Annotated in this window: 18 protein-coding genes; 8 read left to right on the top strand and 10 right to left on the bottom strand. The window is 64.3% G+C overall.

Annotation, left to right across the window (positions count from 1 at the left end):
- Positions 1 to 5: 5 nt before the first annotated feature.
- From ccoG to PU634_RS04795, 3 genes are all read right to left on the bottom strand, one after another.
- Positions 6 to 1,385: a cytochrome c oxidase accessory protein CcoG gene (gene ccoG, locus PU634_RS04805; RefSeq protein ID WP_306762923.1), complete on the bottom strand. Its 1,380-nt coding sequence runs from the start codon at positions 1,383 to 1,385 to the stop codon at positions 6 to 8.
- A 153-nt stretch (positions 1,386 to 1,538) separates the two neighbouring features.
- Complete coding sequence (locus tag PU634_RS04800; protein WP_306762922.1) at positions 1,539 to 2,948, bottom strand: aminotransferase-like domain-containing protein; 1,410 nt, start codon at positions 2,946 to 2,948, stop codon at positions 1,539 to 1,541.
- A 1-nt stretch (position 2,949) separates the two neighbouring features.
- On the bottom strand, positions 2,950 to 3,507 hold the full coding sequence (locus PU634_RS04795; protein WP_306762921.1) for an acyl-CoA thioesterase: 558 nt from the start codon (positions 3,505 to 3,507) through the stop codon (positions 2,950 to 2,952).
- Between the two features lie 215 nt (positions 3,508 to 3,722).
- On the opposite strand from PU634_RS04795, the gene tyrR reads away from it, so the two are divergent.
- On the top strand, positions 3,723 to 5,273 hold the full coding sequence (gene tyrR, locus PU634_RS04790) for a transcriptional regulator TyrR (protein WP_306762920.1): 1,551 nt from the start codon (positions 3,723 to 3,725) through the stop codon (positions 5,271 to 5,273).
- 264 nt (positions 5,274 to 5,537) lie between these two features.
- Complete coding sequence (locus tag PU634_RS04785; RefSeq protein WP_306762919.1) at positions 5,538 to 6,221, top strand: MliC family protein; 684 nt, start codon at positions 5,538 to 5,540, stop codon at positions 6,219 to 6,221.
- A 108-nt stretch (positions 6,222 to 6,329) separates the two neighbouring features.
- Here PU634_RS04785 and PU634_RS04780 read toward each other — a convergent pair whose 3' ends face one another.
- From PU634_RS04780 to glyA, 7 genes are all read right to left on the bottom strand, one after another.
- Positions 6,330 to 6,674: a cupin domain-containing protein gene (locus PU634_RS04780; RefSeq protein WP_306762918.1), complete on the bottom strand. Its 345-nt coding sequence runs from the start codon at positions 6,672 to 6,674 to the stop codon at positions 6,330 to 6,332.
- A gap of 52 nt (positions 6,675 to 6,726) precedes the next feature.
- The gene (purU, locus tag PU634_RS04775; RefSeq protein WP_306762917.1) at positions 6,727 to 7,593 is read right to left on the bottom strand and encodes a formyltetrahydrofolate deformylase; all 867 of its coding nucleotides are present in this window, start codon (positions 7,591 to 7,593) and stop codon (positions 6,727 to 6,729) included.
- Between the two features lie 109 nt (positions 7,594 to 7,702).
- Positions 7,703 to 8,332: a sarcosine oxidase subunit gamma gene (locus tag PU634_RS04770; RefSeq protein ID WP_306762916.1), complete on the bottom strand. Its 630-nt coding sequence runs from the start codon at positions 8,330 to 8,332 to the stop codon at positions 7,703 to 7,705.
- Positions 8,325 to 11,354, bottom strand: coding sequence for a sarcosine oxidase subunit alpha family protein (locus PU634_RS04765; RefSeq protein ID WP_306762915.1), 3,030 nt, complete (start codon positions 11,352 to 11,354; stop codon positions 8,325 to 8,327). Before PU634_RS04765 ends, PU634_RS04770 begins: the two co-directional genes overlap by 8 nt.
- Positions 11,351 to 11,638, bottom strand: coding sequence for a sarcosine oxidase subunit delta (locus PU634_RS04760; protein WP_306762914.1), 288 nt, complete (start codon positions 11,636 to 11,638; stop codon positions 11,351 to 11,353). Before PU634_RS04760 ends, PU634_RS04765 begins: the two co-directional genes overlap by 4 nt.
- 12 nt (positions 11,639 to 11,650) lie before the next feature.
- Positions 11,651 to 12,904 carry a sarcosine oxidase subunit beta family protein gene (locus PU634_RS04755; RefSeq protein WP_306762913.1) on the bottom strand — a complete coding sequence of 418 codons (1,254 nt, stop codon included), beginning with the start codon at positions 12,902 to 12,904 and terminating at the stop codon, positions 11,651 to 11,653.
- A gap of 48 nt (positions 12,905 to 12,952) precedes the next feature.
- Positions 12,953 to 14,206 (bottom strand): serine hydroxymethyltransferase, encoded by a 1,254-nt coding sequence (gene glyA, locus PU634_RS04750; RefSeq protein ID WP_306762912.1) that lies wholly within the window; start codon positions 14,204 to 14,206, stop codon positions 12,953 to 12,955.
- Positions 14,207 to 14,522: 316 nt separating this feature from the next.
- On the opposite strand from glyA, the gene PU634_RS04745 reads away from it, so the two are divergent.
- From PU634_RS04745 to PU634_RS04720, 6 genes are all read left to right on the top strand, one after another.
- On the top strand, positions 14,523 to 15,590 hold the full coding sequence (locus tag PU634_RS04745) for a GlxA family transcriptional regulator (protein WP_306762911.1): 1,068 nt from the start codon (positions 14,523 to 14,525) through the stop codon (positions 15,588 to 15,590).
- Between the two features lie 67 nt (positions 15,591 to 15,657).
- Positions 15,658 to 16,371: a response regulator gene (locus PU634_RS04740; RefSeq protein WP_306762910.1), complete on the top strand. Its 714-nt coding sequence runs from the start codon at positions 15,658 to 15,660 to the stop codon at positions 16,369 to 16,371.
- Positions 16,371 to 17,117 (top strand): substrate-binding periplasmic protein, encoded by a 747-nt coding sequence (locus tag PU634_RS04735; RefSeq protein WP_306763663.1) that lies wholly within the window; start codon positions 16,371 to 16,373, stop codon positions 17,115 to 17,117. The genes PU634_RS04740 and PU634_RS04735 overlap by 1 nt, the downstream gene beginning before the upstream one ends.
- Positions 17,118 to 19,382 carry an ATP-binding protein gene (locus tag PU634_RS04730; RefSeq protein ID WP_306762909.1) on the top strand — a complete coding sequence of 755 codons (2,265 nt, stop codon included), beginning with the start codon at positions 17,118 to 17,120 and terminating at the stop codon, positions 19,380 to 19,382.
- 124 nt (positions 19,383 to 19,506) lie between these two features.
- Positions 19,507 to 20,982: a Na+/H+ antiporter NhaC gene (gene nhaC, locus PU634_RS04725; protein ID WP_306762908.1), complete on the top strand. Its 1,476-nt coding sequence runs from the start codon at positions 19,507 to 19,509 to the stop codon at positions 20,980 to 20,982.
- A 155-nt stretch (positions 20,983 to 21,137) separates the two neighbouring features.
- On the top strand, positions 21,138 to 22,004 hold the full coding sequence (locus PU634_RS04720; RefSeq protein WP_306762907.1) for a DMT family transporter: 867 nt from the start codon (positions 21,138 to 21,140) through the stop codon (positions 22,002 to 22,004).
- The last annotated feature ends 44 nt before the right edge of the window (positions 22,005 to 22,048 follow it).

Below are 22,048 nucleotides of genomic sequence, written 5' to 3'. Positions count from 1 at the left end.
CCGGCTCAGGGCATCAGAAAACGGCTTTCGGTGCGTGCCTTGTCCTGCGCACCGCGGGCCACAAACACGATGGGCCGGGCCCCCTGCCCCTGCGCCCTCAGCGACAGGCTGATCGGCACTTCCGTCACCTCTCCCGGCACCAGGATCAGTTGCCGCGGGCCATGCCAGTCGGGCTGCTCCAGCCCCTCTACACTCAGCACCACCCGTTGCGGCTGCTGGTGCCTGTTGGCGAGCTTGAGGGTAAAGGTGTTTTCCACGTCGCCATTCAGGGTTTCCCGGTACAGCTGATGACGATCACGCACCACCTCCAGCGCCAGGGTCGAGCGGCCGGCCACCGCCAGCACCAGCAGGATCAGTGCCACCACCGTCACCACACCATAACCCCAGACCCGCACGTGGGCGCGACCGGGGCCACCGCCGGCCAGGGCATTTTCACTGGCGTAACGCACCAGGCCGGTTTCATAGCCCATGCGCTGCATGGTCTGATCGCAGGCATCGATACAGGCGCCGCAGTTGATGCACTCGTATTGCAGGCCGTCACGAATATCGATACCCGCCGGACACACCTGTACACAGAGGTTGCAGTCGATGCAGTCCCCCAGTCCCTGAGCCCGGTGATCACTGTGGCGGGAGCGGGGCCCACGCCGCTCACCCCGGGCCGCATCATAGGCGGCACTCAGGGTATTGGCATCGAACATGGCCGACTGAAAGCGGGAGTAAGGGCACATGTGGGTGCACATAATGGTGCGCATCCAGCCCGCATTGAGGTAGGTGCACAGGGCAAACAACCCCACCCAGAATACCGGCCAGGGCGCCGCCGACAGGGTCAGCAGCCCCTGCGCCAGCTCGGTGGCGGGGGTGAAATAGGCCACAAAGGTAAAGCCGCTCAACAGGCCGATCAGCAGCCAGAGCAGGTGCTTGCCCCCCTTGCGCAGCAGCCAGGCGGCATTGCGCGGCCCCCTGTCCCGCTGGCGACGGCGGTTGGCGCTGCCTTCCAGCTTTTCTTCTACCCAGATAAACCAGAAGGTCCACACCGTTTGCGGACACAAAAACCCGCACCATACCCGGCCCAGCCAGGTGGTGATGAAAAACAGGGCAAAGGCGGCCACCGTCAGCAGCAGGGCCAGCAGGGTCAGATCCTGGGGCCACAGGGTTATACCAAACAGGTGAAAACGCTGCTGGGCCCAGTCCAGCAGAATGGCCTGGCGCCCGTTCCAGCTCAGCCAGGGCCCGGCCAGAAACAGCAGCATCAGCCCCCAGCCCAGCCGGCGGCGCAACCGCTGCCAGCGCCCCTGCTGGGCCCGCACATAGATATGCCCCTGATCACGGGGCCGGGAAGGGGTGGTACATACCTTGACGTCGATTCGGGAGGAAGTGTCGTTCATAAGGCTCACTTGCGTTGTGGTTCAGGCTCCGGCAACAGGCCGGCGCCGTGCGCAGTAGAGCACGTGGCTCCCGGCCACGACATAAACAGTCGTGGCCGCAAAAACCATAACAGTTCAATTCCGGGGTTACACAAAAACTATAACAGTGGCCGCTCAGCGTGCTGCCAGCAGCTCAGCGGTCAGCACCGCCAGCCGGGCCACCGCCGCCTCGCTGGCGGCATTCCAGGGCAGTGACACATTCAGCCGGAAACAATGCCGGAACTGCTCGCCGGCGGCAAACATGCGACCGGGCGCCAGAGTGATGTTCGCGGCCAGGGCGCGATGATACAGCACGGTGGCATCCAGCCCGGCGGGCAGACTCAGCCAGAGAAAATAGCCGCCGCGGCTGGCATGCACCCGCACCTCGGGCGGCAACTGCCGGCACAGGGCCTGGTAAAACCGCCCCTTGCGCCGGGCCAGGCGCCGCCGCAGGGTATGCAGGTGGCGGTCGTAGTGGTGCCCCCCCAGGTAATCGGCCAGTGCCAGTTGCATGGGGGCGCTGGTGGACAGGGTGCTCATCAGTTGCAACCGCTGAATGGCGGGGGCGAGCTCCCCCGCCGCCACCCAGCCAAGGCGCAGGCCGGTGGCCAGGGTCTTGGAAAAGGACGAGCAGTGCAGTACGCCTTCATCCAGTGCCCTGAGCGGCACCGGCACCTGGTCACCGTCGTAGAGCTCGGCATAGACGTCGTCTTCCACCAGCGGCACGCCATGCTCCTTCAGCAGCGCCAGCAGACGGGCACGGGCCGGCGCGTCCAGGCTGACCCCGAGCGGATTCTGGCAGTGGCTCATCAGCCAGCAGGCCTTGACCGGATACCGGCCCAGAGCGTCGGCCAGAGCGTCGAGATCCAGCCCCTGCACCGGATCCACCGGCACCGCCAGCGCCTTCAGTTGCAGCCGCTCTATTGCCTGCAGGGCACCGTAAAAGGCCGGTGCCTCCACCACCACCCAGTCACCGGGCCGGGTCAGCGCCTGCAGGCTCAGGTTCAGTGCCTCCAGCGCTCCCGAGGTGATCACGATTTCTTCCGGCGACACCGCCATGCCCCGCGCCGCATAACGGCGGGCCAGGGCCCGGCGCAGCTCGGCACAGCCCGGCGGCAGCACCAGCTGATGAGCCGGATCCAGACGCCGGGCCACCCGGCTCAGGGAGCGCGCCAGCTGCTCCCTGGGAAACAGCGACGGATGGGGAAAGGCCGAGCCGAAGGCCACCTTGCCGGGTCGCTGGCCCGCCTGCAGTACATTGAAGATAAAGGCGTTGATGTCCACCGCCTCGGCGGCATGCAGGGCCGGCCGGGCGGCGTTGGCGGGGCTGTGCTGACGCGGCGCCACCCGGTAGCCGGACTGGGGCCGCGCCAGGATCCAGCCCTGGCTTTCCAGCAGCTGATAGGCGCTGAGCACCGTCATCAGGCTGAGCCCGGAGTGCCTGGCGGTTTCCCGCAAGGACGGCAGCCGGTCGCCGGGTTGCCAGACACCGGCTTCAATCTGTCCCTGCAGTTGCGCCGCCAGGCGGCGGTATTTGCTGCTCACATCAGAGCGCCAGCTGGCAGTTTTCTCCTTCCAGCTCGGCCAGCTCCTGATCCAGGCTGAGGGACTGGCGCAGGTCGGCCACCGCCTGCTGATGGCTGCGGCGCAGCTTTTTACGCAGCTTGCCCATCACAAAGCGGCGGATTTCCTGCTCGTCTTCCAGCACCAGGCCGGGCACCGAGGTGGGCTTGCGGGTCTTTTCGTCCAGCGCCACCATGGTGAAATAGGAGGTGTTGGTGTGCTTGACGATGCCCTGTTTGAAGTCTTCCGACACCACCTTGATGCCCACTTCCATCGAGCTCTTGCCCACGTAGTTGACCGAGGCGTACAGGGTAAGCAGCTCGCCCACTTCCACCGGGTTGAGAAAGTCCACCGAGTCGACCGAGGCGGTCACGCAATAGCCCTTGGCATGGCTGGCGGCACAGGTGTAGGCAATCTTGTCCATCAGCGACAGAATAATACCGCCATGCACCTTGCCGCCGAAATTGGCGTAGGACGGCACCATCAGCTCCTTGAGGATCACCTGGGACGACTTGACCTTACTGAAAACCGCTTCGCTCATTACTTCACCTGAAAAATACATGCTGTCTGGTTAAATAAAAACCTGCCGGCGGGAGGCCGCCGCGCAGGGTGGCAAGCATGGACGAGCCGGGGCTTGAGGTAAACCGCCAAGACGTGCAAAAGCCGGAATTTATCACGTTTTTATCGCCGCTCCGGTCGCCTGCTGCGGTAAGTGTAAGGTATTATTTACACTCAAACGTTCGACCAAGCCAAACCATGCGCCTGAAAGTAAACTGTGAAGACCGTCTGGGCCTGACCCGGGAGCTGCTCAACATTCTGGTGGAGCACCGCATCGATCTGCGCGGCATCGAGATCGACACCAGCGGCATTATCTACCTCAACTTTCCCGCCCTCGACTTTACCGAGCTGCAGCACCTGATGCCGGCCATTCGCCGCCTGCCCGGGGTGCACGACGTGCAGACCATTGCCTGCATGCCCTCGGAGCAGGAGCACAACGCCATTGTCGCCCTGCTCAGGGTGCTGCCCGACGCGGTGGTGGCGGTGGACGTCAAGGGCCGCATCACCTTGGCCAACGACGCCGCCTGCGCCCTGTTCGACCAGCCCCAGGCCCAGTTGCTGCAGCAGCCCCTCGGGCCCCGGCTGAAAGGGGTGTTTGTCAGCCGCTGGCTGGAGCAGGACGAACCCCGGCCGCTGAGCGAGCGGGTCACCATCGAGGGCGAACCCTGGCTGGCCGACTTTCTGCCCATCTGGGTCACCGAGGAGTCCGGCGAGCGAAGCCTGGCCGGCGCCGTGGTGGTGTTCAAGTCGGCCTGGCGCATCGGCCAGCACTTCAAGGCCATGCGCCACCGGGAGTCCCGGCACTTCGACAACTTCATCGCTCACAGCCCGGCCATGACCGAACTGCTGAGTGAAGCCCGCCGGCTGGCGGTGCTGGACGCTCCCCTGCTTATTCAGGGGGAAACCGGCACCGGCAAGGAGCAGCTGGCCCGGGCCTGCCACCGTGCCAGCCTGCGCGGCGAAGGGCCCCTTATTTTGCTGAACTGTGCCGCCATTCCCGACGACGCCGCCGAAAACGAGCTGTTCGGCTATGCCCCCGGCGCCTTTGGCAACAATGCCAGGGGCAAGCGCGGCGTGCTCGAGCAGGCCAACGGCGGCACCCTGTTGCTGGACGAGATCGGCGAGATGTCGCCGCTGCTGCAGCGCAAGCTGCTCAGGGTGCTGCAGGACGGCGTGTTCCGCCGGCTGGGAGACGAGCAGGAAGTGAAGGTGGACATACGGGTTATCTGCACCAGCCAGCAGGATCTGGCCGCCCTGGTGCAACAGGGCCAGTTTCGCCAGGACTTGTTCTTCCGGCTCAATGTGCTCAACCTGCGGGTGCCGCCCCTGCGGGAGCGGCAGAAGGACATTCTGCCCCTGGCCCGGCAACTGTGCACCCGCCATGCCGCCGAGCTGGAGCGGCCCCAGCCCCGGCTGTCGGCCCGGCTGGCAGACTACCTGCAGCACTACCCCTGGCCCGGCAACGTGCGCCAGCTCGGCAACTGCCTGTACCGGGCCATCAGCCTGCTGGAAGGAGACGAGCTGGATGTGGACGACCTGTCACTTCCGGAGCAGAGCGGTTTGCCGGGGCTGGACGCCCTGTGCGAAGGCACGCTGGAAGACGCGGTCAAGGGCTTTGAGCGCCTGCTGCTGGAACGGCTCTATCCGGAATACCCGTCCAGCCGGCTGCTGGCCAGGCGCCTGGGCATCTCCCACACCGCCGTGGCCAACAAGCTGCGCGACCACGGCATCGGCAAGCACAAGAAATAGGGCCTGCGCACGGGGCCCAAGCAGGCAACCGTAAAGTTTGGCTGTGTGCGGTTCTGCAGGTGAACGTTATGGGCAGGATCGTGCGCCGTGCTCTGGATTCACACCGTCGTGGGAATGACCAGCAAAGCGCCGCCTGCACTCCCCCAAATGAGGCTACTCATTATGAAACACGGGTTATTACTGCTGATATTTGCCACCCTGCCGGCCTGGGCACAAAGCGCGCCGCCGTGCTCTCCCGCGTGGGCGCAATGGGTGGAGCAACGCGTGCCAACCGGCGATGGCCTGGGCCACGGTCCCGACGCGGGCTCCGGGGAATGGAAGTCGGTGGTGGAATTCCGCTTAGGCATTCGTGGTGCTACCGGTGTTCCCGAGCGCGAGACTCAAGCCTGGTGCGAATATATCGACGGGCTGGTCAAACAGGGGCCGTCGTTTTCCTGCCAGCGCATTCAGCCCGGCAGTATTGAGGCGGTGATCTGCCAGGATGCGGGGCTGGCGGCCCGGGACCGGCAACTGGCCGGAGTCTACCGGCGGGCGCTGGCCAAGACCCGCCATGAGCGGCCGCCCGTGCTCAAGGCCGAGCAACGGGGCTGGCTCAAGGGGCGCAACGAATGCTGGAAGAGCGAGGACCGGCGCACCTGCGTGCAACAGCAATACGACATGCGCACCGCCGAATTGCAGGCCCGCTACCGGCTGGTGCCCGAACGCGGCCCGTTCCGCTTTGCCTGCAACGGCAACCCGGCCAACGAGGTGGTGATCACCCACTTTGAAACCGAGCCCCCGACCCTGATTGCCGAATACGGCGACCGTGTGTCACTGATGTCTGCTCAACCGGCCGCCAGCGGCAGCCGCTATGAGGGTCGCAACGAACGCTTTTGGGAGCATCAGGGAGAAGCCACCCTTCGCTGGGGACATGACGCCCCGGAAATGCGCTGCGAGAGGGTGAAGTAACGCTCCCATCTTCCCCTCACTCCCGTTCTTCAGGGATGACCAACAAAAAACCCAATAAAAACGGCCTGCACCAGGCAGGCCGAAAAACAGGACCGTGTCAGACCTTAATCAGGCAAACACAAAGTACTTGCGTACGGTTTCCACCACTTCCCAGGTGCCCTGAAAGCCCGGTTCCACCACGAAGATATCGCCGGCCCTGAGGTGAATGGGCTCGCCGCCTTCGGGAGTGAGAATGCAGTAACCTTCGCGAAAATCGCAGTATTCCCACTTGGTGTAGTTCACCGCCCACTTGCCCGGGGTGCAGATCCAGGTTCCCATGATCTTGCTGCCGTCTTCCGAGGTATAGGCGTTGAGGTTAACGGTATGCGGGTCACCGGACAGCTTTTCCCACTTGGTGGCATCCAGCAGCACCTGAGGCTGGGTGTCGCGCAGTACCGTGATTTTCTGAGACATGATGGCTCCTTGTTCATGCCGAATGCTTGCGCATTCGAGGGGTAAATGAGTGTCAGCTGCCCAGTACCACCGTCTTGCCCTGGTACATGAACACTCGCTTTTCAATGTGATACTGAATGGCCCGGGCCAGGGTCACGCATTCGATGTCGCGGCCCTTGGCCACCAGATCTTCCGGGTAATGGCTGTGATCCACCGCCTGCACCCCCTGGGTAATGATGGGCCCTTCATCCAGCTCGTTATTGATGTAATGGGCCGTGGCCCCCACCAGCTTCACCCCCTTGGCGTAGGCCTGGTGGTAGGGCTGGGCGCCCTTGAAACCGGGCAGCAACGAGTGGTGAATGTTGATGGCGCGGCCCGACAACTTGTCGCACAGATCCGGGCTCAGCACCTGCATGTAGCGCGCCAGCACCACCAGATCGGCGTCGGACTCCTGCACGATTTTCCACAGTTGCGCCTCCTGCTCCGCCTTGGTGTCGGCGGTGATCGGCAGGTGGTAGTAGGGAATATGGTGCCAGTCGGCCAGTCGCTGCAGATCCGGGTGGTTGGAAATGATGGCCGGAATCTCGATGGCCAGCTGACCGGTGCGGTAGCGATACAGCAGGTCATTCAGGCAGTGATCGAACTTCGACACCAGAATCACCACGTTGGGACGGCGGCTGCGCTCGGTCAGCTCCCACTCCATGCCGAACCTGTCGGCCCGGGGGGCAAAACCGTCGCGAAACGCGGCTTCATCGAACTCGCCCTGCTCGGGCTTGCGAAACTCCACCCGAATGAAGAAGCGGCCGGCACGGGCATCGTCAAAGGTCTGCATGTCGGCCACATAGCAGCCCTGCTGAAACAAATAACCGGTCACCGCATCCACGGTGCCCAGCCGGCTTTCACAGCTGGCGGTGAGGATCAGGGTTTCGTGCTGGTTCATGCTGTGCCTCCCATGGCGCTGCGTGTTCCCTTGCTATATGGACCCCCGCCTTCGCGGGGGTGACGGCTCTGAATTGTCATTCCCGCGCAGGCGGGAATCCAGTACCTGCTTACTTGCCGATCACCAGGCCGTATTCCCGGCTGGCGTCCTGCAGCCACAGCCACAGGTAGTCGGCAAAGCTGCGGCGGATCACCAGCTCAAAGCTGTCGGCACCGGTGCGGCGCAGCAGCGCCGTGCTCTTGGCGAATACCGTGCCCACGCACTTGCCGGTGGGGAAATTGGACGGATGCACGTCGTAGGGGCACGACTTGCGGATCACCATTTCCGCCTTGGGTCCGGACAGTTCAATGATGGTCTGGCCGCCGCTCACGTCGGTGATGGCATAGTGGCCGGACAGCTGCTCGCGCAGCGCCTGCTGCAACGGGCCTTCCTGCCCGCCCTCGGTGATGATCAGCCACTCGTCCGGTGACAGCCACTGCACCAGCGCCTTGCTGTTCTCGGCCGAGCTGCAGGCCTGGGTGGGCAGCGCCACCCCCAGTACCTTTTCCACGGTTTTGGCGAACAGCTCATTGCCGGCGTTGCCGCGCAGCACCAGGTGGCCCATAAGCGCCTTTTCGCGCAGCACCACCTCGCCCTGCTGATCCTGATTGGCCAGCGCGGCCAGGTTGGCGTGATACAGCGGGGACTCCACCCGCACCTGGCGTTGTACCTGGGTCACTTTGGCGGTGTTGTTAGACATGCTGACGCTCTCCTTTGGGATCATAGAAAATCGGGCTGGTGATTTCGGCTTCCAGCACCCGGCCATCGGCCAGCGGGCAGTACACGGTTTCGCCCATTCGGTTCAGGCCATCCTTGACCACACCCATGGCGATGTTGTGGCCCAGATTGGCACTGTAGTAACTGGATGACACATGGCCCACCATGGGCACCGGCACCGGATGGTTGGGATCCAGCACGATCTGGGCACCTTCCGGAATCACGGTTTTGGCATCCTTGCACTTCAGCCCCACCAGCTGCTTGCGGTCGCTGCGCGCGGTGTCGCTGCGCGCCCAGGAACGCTGACCGATGAAGGGGAACGGCTTGTTCTTGCCCACACACCAGTCCATGTTCAGATCCTGCGGCGTCACCGAGCCATCGGTGTCCTGACCGACGATGATGAAGCCCTTTTCGGCCCGCAGCACGTGCATGGTTTCGGTGCCGTAGGGGGTAATGTTGAACTCGGCCCCCGCCTCCATCAGCGCCTCCCACACATGCAGCCCGTAGTTGGCCTGCACATTCACCTCAAAGCTCAGCTCGCCGGTGAAGGAAATGCGGAAGATGCGGCCTTTCACGCCGGCAATGGTGGCGTCCTTCCAGGTCATGAAGGGGAAGGCCTCACGGCTCAGATCCACATCTTCACAGACCTTCTCCAGCACGCGGCGGCTGTTGGGACCGGACACCGTCATGGTGGCCCAGTGATCGGTGACCGAGGTGAAATACACCTCCAGCTCCGGCCACTCGGTCTGGTGCCACAGCTCCAGCCAGCGCAGCACACCGGCGGCGCCACCGGTGGTGGTGGTCATGATGAAATGCTCGTCGGTGATGCAGGAGGTCACGCCATCGTCAAACACCATGCCGTCTTCCTTGCACATCAGGCCGTAGCGGCAGAAACCGGGGCTGAGCTTGGCCCAGGCGTTGGTGTAGATGCGCTGCAGGAATTCCCGCGCGTCCTTGCCCTGAATATCGATCTTGCCCAGGGTGGAAGCATCGAGAATGCCTACGCTGGTGCGGGTGGCCACACACTCGCGGTTCACCGCCTGGTGCATGTCTTCGCCCGCCTTGGGGAAGTACCAGGGGCGCTTCCACTGGCCCACATCCTCGAACTCGGCGCCGTTTTTCACGTGCCAGGCATGCATGGCGCTGAACCGGGCCGGATCGAACAGGTGACCCGCATCACGGCCGGCAAAGGCGCCCATGGTGATCGGGGTGTAGTTGGGGCGGAAAATGGTGGTGCCGGTTTCCGGAATGCTCTTGCCCATGGCATTGGCGGCAATGGCCATGCCGTTGATGTTGCCGAGCTTGCCCTGATCGGTACCAAAGCCCATGGCGGTGTAACGCTTGATGTGCTCGATGGACTCAAAGCCCTCGCGCACGGCCAGCTCGATGCCGGCGGCGGTCACGTCGTTCTGGTAATCCACAAACTGCTTGGGCGCCCGGCTCACGGCGCGGCTGTGGGGCACCAGAAACAGCGCCTGGGCCTGATCTTCCCGCGGATCCGTGGTATTGACGTCGGCGTCGGTCACGCGGGCGGCCAGCTCGCCGTAGCCGGTGGCCTCGGCCGCCTCTCGACCGGCCTTCAGTCCCTCCGCCAGCACGGCCGAGAGCGCATAGGTGCCCTGCACGCCGCCGGCCAGCAGCTGCTGCTGCACGGTGTCGCCGGGCACAAAGCCGATGACGTCGGCGTTCCACACCGGACGGGAGCCGGTGTGGGCAGACAGGTGCACCACCGGACTCCAGCCGCCGGAAGTGGCGATGGTGTCACAGCTGAGCTGAACGGCGTCGCCGGTCACCCGGCTGCCGTCGCTGGTGATGGGCGCCACCTTGGCGCCGTTCACCCGCTTCTTGCCGGTGGCTTCGATCAGGCCGTGGCCGGTGTAAATCTTCACGCCCCGGGCCTTGAGCTGCTGATAACGGTCGCCGCCGGGGTTGGCGCGGCTGTCCACCACCGCCACCACCTCGCGGCCGGCGTCCAGCCAGTCGAGGGCGGCCTGGTAACCGTAATCGTTGCAGGTCATCAGCACCAGGCGCTCACCCGGAGCCACGCCGTAGCGGTTAACGTAGGTGGACAGGGCACTGGCCACGAAGCAGCCGGGCAGATCGTTGTTGGCGAACACCAGTGGCCGTTCCTGGGCGCCGGTGGCCAGGATCACACGGCCGGCGCGAATGCGGTGCAGGCGCTGGCGGGTCTTGCCGGAAATGCGCTCACCCAGGTGATCGGTGCGCCGCTCCATGACCGAGACGAAGTTCTGATCGTAATAGCCGGCGGCGGTGCTGCGCGGCAGCAGGGTCACGTCGGGCAGGTTCTCCAGCTCCTTCACCGCCGCTTCCACCCAGGCCGCCGGGGCCTGGCCGTTGATGGCTTGAGTGCTGTGCAGCAGGTGGCCACCGAATTCGTTCTGCTCGTCCACCAGGATCACCCGGGCGCCCCGGCGGCCGGCGGCCAGGGCCGCGGTCAGGCCGGCGGCACCGCCGCCCACCACCAGCACGTCGCAGTGATGGTTGAGCTTGTCATAGGTGTCCGGATCCCGCTCGTTGGGCACCCGGCCCAGGCCCGCGGCCTTGCGGATCAGGTGCTCGTATTTGGGCCACATGGACTGGGGATACATAAAGGTCTTGTAGTAGAAACCGGGAGGCATCATGCTGCCGCCGAGCTTGCCCACCACGCCCATGATGTCCTTGTCGACATTGGGCCAGCCGTTGGTGCTGGCGGCGGTCAGGCCGTCATAGAGCTCGGCCTGGGTACCGCGCACGTTGGGGATCATGGTGGCTTCACTGCTGCCCACCTGCAGAATGCAGTTGGGCTCGTCGGCACCGGCGGCCATGATGCCGCGGGGGCGGGAATACTTGAATGAACGGCCGACCACGTCCACGCCGTTGGCCAGCAGGGCCGAGGCGATGGTGTCACCGGCATAGCCCTGATAACGCTTGCCGTTGAAAATAAAGCTGAGCGGCTTGCCGGTGTCGACCCGGCCCTTGCCCTGAATGCGGTTCTGCTGGCTCATGACTGGCCTCCTTGCTGCGGCTGTTCGCCCACCTTGTAGGTTTCCTTGATTTCATAGGTCACGGTATGCCGGGTGGCATTGAAGAACTTGCGGCAACCGGCGGCGTGGTACCACATCTCCTGATGCAGGCCACGGGGGTTCTTGCGAAAGAACAGGTACTGGGCCCATTGTTCATCGCTCAGCGCATTGGGATCCGCCGGGCGGGCAATGTGTGCCTCGCCGCCGTACTGAAACTCTTCCTCTTCCCGGTGTTCGCCGCAGTGCGGACAATAAATGTGCAACATTGTCTCTCTCCTTTAGTGGGCAACGCCGGCCGCGCCGTGCTCGTCGATCAGGTGGCCGCTGACAAAACGGTCAACGTTAAAGGGCTTGGCCAGGGGATGGGGCTCATCCTTGGCGATGGTGTGGGCGAACACGTTGCCCGAGCCCGGGGTGGCCTTGAAGCCGCCGGTGCCCCAGCCGCAGTTGAAATACAGGCCCTTGATGTGGGTCTTGGAAATAATCGGACAGGCGTCGGGACAGGTGTCCACAATGCCGCCCCAGGTGCGGTTCAGGCGCACCCGGCTGAAGATCGGGAACATTTCCACAATGGCCGCCATGGTGTGCTCCACCACCGGGAAGGAGCCGCGCTGGCCGTAGCCCAGATAGCCGTCGATGCCGGCGCCGATCACCAGGTCGCCCTTGTCGGACTGGGACACATAGCCGTGCACGTGGTTGGACATCACCACGGTGTCGAGGATGGGCTTGACCGGCTCGGACACCATGGCCTGCAGCGGGTGGGATTCCAGCGGCAGCTTCATGCCCACCATGTTGGCCATCACCCCGGAGTTGCCGGCGGTGACGCAGGCCACCTTGGGCGCCTTGATAAAGCCGCGGGTGGTGTCCACGCCGGTGACGGCGCCGTTTTCGCGGCGAATGCCGGTGACTTCGGTCTGCTGGATCAGGTGCACGCCCATGGCGTCGGCGGCGCGGGCAAAGCCCCAAGCCACGGCATCGTGGCGGGCGGTGCCGCCGCGGGGCTGCCAGGAGGCGCCCAGCACCGGATAACGGGCGTTTTTGGAGCAGTCGAGAATGGGCACCAGCTCCTGCACCTGTTTGGCATTGAGCACTTCACCGTCAATGCCGTTCAGGCGGTTGGCGTTCACCCGGCGCTCGATGTCACGCATGTCCTGCAGGGTATGCCCCAGGTTGAGCACACCGCGCTGGCTGAACATCAGGTTGTAGTTCAGCTCCTGGGCCAGGCCTTCCCACAGTTTCATGGAATGTTCATAAAGCCAGGCCGCCTCGTCCCACAGGTAGTTGGAGCGCACGATGGTGGTGTTGCGGGCGGTGTTGCCGCCGCCCAGATAGCCCTTTTCGATCACCGCCACATTGGTAATGCCGTGCTCCTTGGCCAGGTAGTAGGCGGTGGCCAGGCCGTGGCCGCCGCCGCCGACGATGATCACATCGTAGCCTTCGTGCTTGGGGGTGGGGTTGCGCCACACTTTCTGCCAGTTTTCGTGGTGGGTCAGGGCATGCTTGAGCAGCCCGAATCCTGAATATTTCTGCATGAGGGTCACCTGTTGATTGAAATCCGTGTCCTGATGGGGTGAAACCGCTTAGCGATACACCGGAAAATAGCTGCACAGGCTGGCCACCTGATCCTTCACCGAGATAATCACCTCGGGGTCGTCCATGTGCTCAAGAATGTCGCAGATCCAGCCCGCCAGCTGACGGCAGTGCTCTGCCCTGAAGCCGCGGCTGGTGACCGCCGGGGTGCCGATGCGCAGACCCGAGGTCACAAAGGGAGGCTGCGGGTCGTTGGGCACGGCATTCTTGTTGACGGTGATGTTGGCTTCGCCCAGCACCCGGTCCGCGTCCTTGCCGGTAATGCCCCGGGCAGAGAGGTCAAGCAGGAACAGGTGGTTTTCGGTACCGTTCGACACCACGTCAAAGCCGCGGCTCTGAAACACTTCCACCATGGCCTGGGCGTTTTCCACCACCGCCTGCTGGTAATCGCGAAATTCGGGCTTCAGCGCCTCGGCAAAGGCCACGGCCTTGGCGGCAATGGCATGCATCAGCGGGCCCCCCTGGCCACCGGGGAACACGGCGGCGTTGAGTTTCTTTTCCAGCTCGGGATTGGCTTTCGCCAGGATCAGGCCGCCCCGGGGGCCACGCAGGGTCTTGTGGGTGGTGGTGGTGACCACGTCGGCAAAGGGCACCGGGTTGGGATAAACACCGGCGGCCACCAGGCCGGCGACGTGGGCCATGTCCACAAACAGCCAGGCCCCGACCTTGTCGGCGATGGCGCGAAAGCGGGCCCAGTCCATGATCTGGGAGTAGGCGGAGAAACCGGCCACGATCATTTTCGGCTTGTGCTCCAGCGCCAGCCGCTCGACCTGGTCGTAGTCCACCTCGCCGGTGGTGTCGTTCAGGCCATACTGCACGGCGTTATAGATCTTGCCGGAGAAGCTCACCCTGGCACCGTGGGTCAGGTGGCCACCGTGGGCCAGACTCATGCCCAGCACGGTGTCGCCGGGAGCGCACAGGGCCATGTACACGGCGGCGTTGGCCTGGGAGCCGGAATGGGGCTGAACGTTGGCGTAGTCGGCACCGAACAGCTCTTTGGCACGATCGATGGCCAGCTGCTCCACCTTGTCTACCGCCTCGCAACCGCCGTAATAACGCTTGCCCGGGTAGCCTTCCGCATACTTGTTGGTCAGCACCGAGCCCTGGGCTTCCATCACCGCCGGGCTGGTGTAGTTTTCCGAGGCAATCAGCTCGATATGCTGCTCCTGACGGCTGGCCTCCTCTTCCATGGCCGCCCACAGGGCCGGGTCGATATCCTGAATGCGGGTGTGCTTGCTGAACATGTCGTAACCTCCTTGGCTGCTCCGGGGTTGCCCGGTCCTTGTTCCTGTCGCCGGAGCCGTTTTTTCGGCATTCCGGTGATGCTTTGCCGGCATACTACTGCCGGGGAAAGACCCGCAGATGACTGGTTGCGGCCCAATGCTGCGTATTTGCGACAAAAAATCACATATCGGCAACATTCGTGATCGGGATCCGCCCTTGTCTTCAGCCGTGTATACAGAGCAAAGAGTGCAAAGGGGGGAACGGCGGGGTAAACTCCGCTTAACACGCAGTAACACAACAAGGCCGCGTCTTCGCGGTGCCTTCACTCTGAACAACATGTCCCAAATCAGTGAAAAGCGTCATTTCAGCCACCGGCTGCGTGACACCAACAGCGCCTTTCTGCCCGCCCGCGCCGCCGGCAATGCGCCGGTACGGGTGGGCTTTGTGCTGCTGCCCCATTTTTCCATGATGGCCTTTACCGCCGCCGTCGACGCTCTGGTCACCGCCAACCTGGTGCAGTCCAGTCCCCTGTTCACCATTACCAGCTACGGTCTGCACAGCACCACGGTGCAAAGCGATCTGGCCATCGACATTTCCGCCAACCACACCCTGGACGCCCTGCCCCTGGAAGGAGACGAGGCCCTCGATGTGGTGGTGGTGTGCGGCGGCTTTCGCTGCGATTTGTCCGAACACGGGGCACTGAGCCGCAAGCTGAAGCTGGCCCACCGCAAGGAAAAGGTGCTGGCGGGGCTGTGGAACGGTGCCGTGGCCCTGGCCCATGCCGGCGCCCTCGACGGCCTGTGCTGCGCCATTCATCCCGACAACCACAGTTTTGCCCGGGAACGCTTTGCCCAGGTGGAGGTCTCGAACCAGGCCATGGTGGTGGACGCCCGCATTCTCACCAGCGCCGGTCCCAGCAGCGCCCTGGAAATGATGCTGATGCTGATTGAACGGCTGCACGGCGCCGACACGGTACGCGCCATTCGCGAGATCCTGAGCAGCGATCGCCTCGCCGACGACAGCGAAACCCGTTTGACGCTTGCGGAAAATGACCCCGCCCTGCCCGGCCCGCTGCGGGATCTGCTGCGGCTGATGAACAGCAATATCGAGGAGCCGCTGGGCATCGAGGAGCTGGCCGGTTACGTGGGACTGTCGCGGCGGCGGGTGGAGCGGCTGTTTCAGACCCACCTGCAGGCCACGCCATCACGCTATTACCTGGAGCTGCGCATCACCCAGGCCCGGCGTCTGCTGCTGCAGAGCGACGACAGCATCGCCAACATCGCCGTGGCCTGCGGCTTTGCCAGCTCCACCCACTTCAGCCACTGCTTCAAGGACTTTTTCGGCGTGTCCCCCAGCCAGGCGCGGCAACTGCGGCGCGGCGGCCCCCCCCGGCTAGCGCGTTGACAAGGCGACAAGGGCGGTGATAGATCACTCGAGCCAAGTACGGCATCACCAACGACACGGGCAGGATATGGATATCAGCATTCTGATAGTGGAAGACGACGACATCACCCGGGACTGCCTGGCAGATTACTTTCGCCAGGAGCAATACCGGGTGCACTGCGCCGCCAGCGCCGAGGAAGCGGAGCAGCGGCTGGCGCAGGAGTCCATCGATCTGGTGTTGCTCGACATTCGTCTGCCGGGCAAGGACGGCCTCACCCTGACCCGGGAAATTCGCGCCACCAGCGACACCGGCATTATTCTGGTGACCAGCCGCCAGGATGAAATAGAGCGCATCATCGGCCTGGAATGCGGCGCCGACGAATATGTCTCCAAGCCCTTTAATCCCCGCGAGCTGCTGGCCCGGGCCAAGAACCTGGCGCGCCGGGTGCGGACCGCCGGTACCGGGGCCAGAGCCGTCCCCAGCCTGCGCCGCTTTGACGACTGGCGCATCGATCTCGACCGCCGCCTGCTGCTTGACCTCAACGACGAAGCCACGCCCTTCACCCAGGGCGAATACCAGTTGCTGTGCGCCTTTATGAACCACTCGGGTCAGACCCTGTCCCGGGACCAGTTGCTGGATCGCATCAAGAACCGCGAGTGGGCCCCCAACGACCGCACCGTGGATGTGCTGGTGGGGCGGCTGCGGCGCAAACTGGGGGATGATCCGGCCAGTCCGCGCATTATTCTGACGGTACACGGCGCCGGTTACGTGTTTACCCCCAGGGCGGTGCCGTGTTGCTGATGCTGCGCCTGCTGCTGTTGTGGCTGCTGCCCGCGCTGGCACTGGCCGAGCCCCGTGTACTCACCGCCTGCGGCCACCCCGTGTATCCGCCGCTGTCCTGGGCCCAGAACGGCGAGCTCACCGGCATTGCCCCGCACCTGGCGCGCAAGCTGCTGGCCGAGCAGGGTTACCAGCTGGACATGCGGGTCTTCGGCAACTGGGAACGCTGCCAGCTGGCGGCCCGCCGCGGCAAGGTGGACCTGATTGTGGCCGCCTACAAGACCCAGGCCCGGGAAACGGACTTTTTATTCAGCAGCACGCCCATCGTGGCCGACCCTGTGGTGCTGTTCACCCATTTCGGCAATGGCAGCCGGGTACCCTGGAATCTCACCGACAAGACCCTGGGGCTGCTGTTTGGCGACAGTTTCGGCGACGAATTCGATAAGCTGGCCGCCACCCACCCCCATGTGGAGCGGGTCTCCACCGGCGAGCAGAACTTTCACAAGCTGGCCCTGGGCCGCATCGACTACATGCCCGTGGGCCTGGCCACCGGCCGGCTGCAGGCGCAAAAGCTCGGGCTGACCGAGCGCGTGCTGCCCCTGCCCGAGCTGCTCACCCTGGAATATTACCACCTGGCCGTGCCCAGACACTCGCCCCTGGCGCCCCTGCTGCCGGCGCTGTCAAACCGGTTATCGCAGCTTGCCGAAACCGGGTATATTGAACAAATCACGCCGTACTTTGAACGCCATTACCTGGACGCCCCCTGAATGAATGCCCTGCTGACCCTGCTGCCCCGCTACCGGCGGCGGCACCCGTTAAGTTTTCGCCTGTTCTGGCTGATCATCGGCGTCAGCCTGTGCTTTACCCTGCTGTCCACCGCCGTGCAGGTGTGGCTGGATCACCGCAAGATCGGCCGGGAAATGGAAGAGCGCCTGGTGCTGATTGAACACAGCTACCTCGACAGCCTGTCCCAGAGCCTGTGGGATCTGAACCTGCCCCAGGCCCGGCTGCAGCTGGAAAGCATGCTCGACATGCCCCACATGGCCAGCCTCACGGTCACCGGTGACGGCCTGGAGCAGCCCCTCACCCTCAGCCGGGGCCCGGAACGTGACGAAGTCAACCGCCACCGTTTCGAGCTTGTGTATGCCAGCCCGTCGCTGGGGCCGCAAAGCGTGGGACAGCTGGAAGTGGCCTTCAGCCGGCAGAGCATTCGCCACCAGCTGATCAGCCGCGCCCGCAGCATATTGCTGGGCCAGTCGCTCACCGTGCTGCTGATTGCCCTCAGCCTGATGCTGGTGTTTCAGCGCCGGGTCACCCGCCATCTGGAACGCATGGCCCGCTATGTGGAGCAAATCGGCGAGGGCCGCCCCGACCCCGCTCCCCTCGGCCTGGCGCGCAGCCCGGGCGCCCTGCCCGACGAACTCGACACCCTGGTGGGGGCCATCAACACCATGCGCCAGTCGGTGGAGCGGCGCCAGAGCGAACTGCAACACGACAAGGCCAAGCTGGAGGCCCTGGTCGACAAGCGCACCCGGCACCTGCGCCAGGCCAAGGAAGAGGCGGAAGCGGCCGACAGCGCCAAGTCCCGTTTTATTGCCAACATGACCCACGAGCTGCGCACCCCCATGAACGGCATTCTGGGCACCCTGGCCCTGCTCAAGCCGGCCATGGAGCACAGATCTGAAAAAGGTCTGATCGACACCCTGCAACATTCGGCCGATCACCTGCTGATGCTGCTCAACGACGTGCTCGACTACGCCGCCCTGGAGCAGGGCCCGCTGCCGGAAGAGCCGGCGCCCTTTGCCCTGAGCGAACTGCTGGAAAGCACCATTGGCATGATGCAGGGTTATGCCGGCGCCAAGCAGATACGGCTGCGCCTGAACGCCCCCGATACCCTGCCCTGGCTCTCGGGCCATGCCGGCCGGGTGCGCCAGGTGCTGATCAACCTGCTCTCGAACGCCATCAAGTTCACCGACGAGGGCGGCCAGGTGCGCCTGGCGGTACGGCCGGTGGGCAAGGGCTGGCAGTTTGTGGTGGAAGACAACGGCATCGGCATTGCCGCCGAGCAGCAGGACCGCATTTTCGACCGCTTTACCCAGGCCGACGAGAGCATCAGCCGGCGCTATGGCGGCACCGGCCTGGGACTGGCCATTTCCCGCCGGCTGATTGAGGCCATGGGCGGCTCGCTTACGCTGGACAGTGCTCCCGGCCGGGGCAGCCGCTTTGGCTTTACCCTGCCGCTGACCACGGTGAGCGCGCCGGCCAGAACCCGCCACACCGAGCTGACCGCCCTGCCCAGCCTGAGTCTGCTGCTGGTGGAGGACGTGGCCATCAACCGGGGCATTCTCACCGCCCTGCTGGAGCAGCATCATCATCTGGTGAGCCAGGCCGAAAGCGGCGAACAGGCGCTGGACATGGCCCGCCAGCAGGCCTTTGACGTGATTTTGATGGACATGCACCTGCCGGGCATGGACGGCCTGGAAACCAGCCGGCTGATGCGCGAACAGCTTACCGGCCTGAACCAGGACACCCCCATCATAGCGCTCACCGCCAGCGTCACCCCGGAAGACATTCGCCGCTATCTGGATGCCGGCCTGAAGGCGGTGGTGGCCAAGCCGGTGCAATGGCCCCGGCTGACCCAGGCCCTGGCCCAGGCCATGGGCATCAGGCTGCAACCGGAGCCGGCCCTGACCCGGCCGCTGCTGCAGGAACACCTGCGGGTGCTGGGCCGCGGCCGGCTGCTGGCCATGGCCAGAAACTTTGCCGGCGAACTGCCCGGCAAGCTGGCGGAGCTGCAACGGGCGGCAGACGACGAGGATCATGACGAACTGGCGCGACTGGCCCACCGCCTGGGAGGCACCGCCGGCATGCTGGATCAGCCCCGCCTGGCCGAGGCACTGGCCGAGCTGGAGCGCGCCGCCGAAAACCAGACGTTTTTGCTGCCCCACCTGCTCATCGCCGTGGAGCGGGCGGCAAAACAGGCCCGGAACGACCTGGCTACCCTGTGCCGGCGACTGGAACGCGCCACCTGATACAAATCTTTTACAACTTTTTACAACTGGCACAACACCGCCATACATTCTCCCCTTAGCCTGACCCTGTTACAGGTATGCCGCCCGGCACTCCGCCGGCCGGCACTGGCTCAAGGAGAGAACCATGACAACACAAGCCCCCCAAAAACCCGGCTTCTGGCTGGCCTGCCTGCCCATCGCCCTTACCTTTGTGGTGCTGGGTGTGCAGCTGTTTTATTTCGGCAATTTCACCCCCCATGTGCCCCTGGCCATGGGCGTGGCCATTACCGCGCTGATCGGCTGGCTGCGCGGCTATCGCTGGCACGACATGGAAGACGGCATCATGCACGTGGTGCGTCTCGGCCTGCAGTCGGTGGGCATACTGATCATCGTGGGCATGATCGTCGGCATCTGGATCGCCAGCGGCACCGTACCCTACCTCATCAAGCTGGGCCTCAGTCTGATCTCGCCGGAATTGTTCCTGGCCGCCTGCGTGCTGATCTGCGCCGTGGTGTCGGTGTCACTCGGTACCTCCTGGGGCACCACGGGCACCGTGGGCCTGGCGCTGATGGGCATTGGCAACGGCTTTGACATTCCCATGTACTGGACCGCCGGTGCCGTGGTGTCGGGCGCCTTTTTCGGCGACAAGATGTCACCGCTGTCGGACACCACCAACCTGGCCCCGGCGGTGACCGGTGTGGACCTGTTCGACCATATTCGCAACATGCTGCCCACCACGGTGCCCGCCATGCTGATTGCCCTGGGCATTTACCTGGTGGCAGGCTTTTCCTTTATCGGCGATCAGGCGGTGGACTTCGCCCGTATCGACGGCATCATCGCCGGCCTGGATCGGCACTTTGCGCTGTCCTGGATCCTGCTGCTGCCGCTGGTGGTTACCATTGGCCTGGCACTGAAAAAGATGCCGGCCCTGCCCACCCTGTTTGCCGGTGCCCTTCTGGGCCTGGCCACCGCCATGCTGACCCAGGGAGTGGGACTGCAACAGGCCTTTGAGTTCATGTTCAGCGGCTATCAGATAGACACCGGCGTGCGTGAAATTGACGCCCTGCTCAACCGCGGCGGCATTCAGAGCATGACCTGGGTGATTACCCTGATGCTGGTGGCGCTGGCCTTTGGCGGCGTGCTGGAGCGCACCGGCTGCCTGACGGTGATCGTGGAGAAGATTCTCGGCCGGGCCAAAAGCTTTGGCGCCATGCAGGGCTCCGCCATTGCCACCTCGGCCATGACCAATGTGGTGGGCGGCGACCCTTACCTGTCCATCGCCCTGCCCGGCCGCATGTATGCCCCCGCCTACAAGGCCAAGGGCTACTCGCCGCTCAACCTGTCCCGCGCCTGTGAAGAAGGCGGCACCCTGATTTCGCCGCTCATTCCCTGGAACGCCGGCGGCGCCGTGGTGATCACCGCCCTGGGGCTGGGCATTGCCGAAGGCCACACCGAGAACCTGCTGTACATTCCCCTGGCCTTTGCCTGCTGGCTGTCGCCGCTGATCGGCATGGCCTATGGCTACCTGGGCTGGTTCTCCCCCAGGGCCACGGCAGCAGAGCAGGAACAATGGCAGCGGGAAGAGGCCGGGCCTGCCCCCGAACCGCTCGCGGTGAAATAAGTCCACTGCTGACTTGAATACAAACGGGCCGTCAGGCCCGTTTTTTGTGCCCGCCCTTTTCGGGTCGTTTCCGTCGCCTTTTCGGCCGCTTTCAACACAGTCCGGCAGCGAAAAAGTGGCCATGCTGGCCATTATTCATTCGCCTGGATACCGTTATGAGTCCTTACCAAAAAGGTGTGCTGTTGACCCTGGCCGGGGTGGCCGTGCTCAGCCTGGATGCCCTGCTGATTCGCCTGATCAGCGCCGATCACTGGACCTTGCTGTTCTGGCGCGGGCTGCTGCTCAGCCTGTGCATCGGCACCGCCTGCCTGTGTCGGCGGCACCGTTACCGTCCCAGCCGCCGGCTGTTCGGCCTGGGCCTGGGCTCGGCGCTGTTTTATGCCATTTGCACCATCACCTTTGTGATCTCCATCCGGCTGACCAGCGTGGCCAATACCCTGATCATTCTGAGCGCCGCGCCGTTGATCGGCGCCCTGCTCAGCCGCTTTGTGCTGCGGGAGCGCGTGTCCGGGCGTACCTGGCTGGCCATCGGGTTGTGCATCAGCGGGCTGGCGCTGGTGTTTTCCGGCAGCCAGCATGAGGGCCATTTGCTCGGTGATCTCACCGCCCTGCTGTGCGCCGCCAGCATGGCCGCCAAGTTTGTGGTGGAGCGGGCCGCCAGTCCCGCCAACATGACCCCGGCGCTGGTGCCCGCCGGTCTGCTGGTCAGCCTGTTTGCCCTGTTTCAGACCCCTACCCTGACCATGCCCGCCGAAGACATGCTGTGGATGGCCCTGCTCGGCCTCGGCGTAGTGCCCCTGGCCTATGCCCTGATCACCCAGGGGCCGCGCTATCTGCCGGCGGCAGAGGTGGGTCTGCTGATGATGCTGGAAATGATCCTGGGGCCGCTGTGGGTCTGGATGGTGCTGGCTGAAGCACCCGGTGAGCAGGCCTGGATGGGCGGCCTGGTGGTGTTGCTGGCACTGTTACTGCAACGCCTGCCGGCGCCACGGCGCCTATCAACCCCGCTGCTCGCCAAATAAAAAAGGCCCCCGGCGTGATGCCGGGGCCCAATCCTTGGTACTCA

Source organism: Oceanimonas pelagia (assembly GCF_030849025.1).
GTDB classification, from domain to species: Bacteria; Pseudomonadota; Gammaproteobacteria; order Enterobacterales; family Aeromonadaceae; genus Oceanimonas; species Oceanimonas pelagia.
This window is presented reverse-complemented; position numbering and strand designations above follow the sequence as displayed.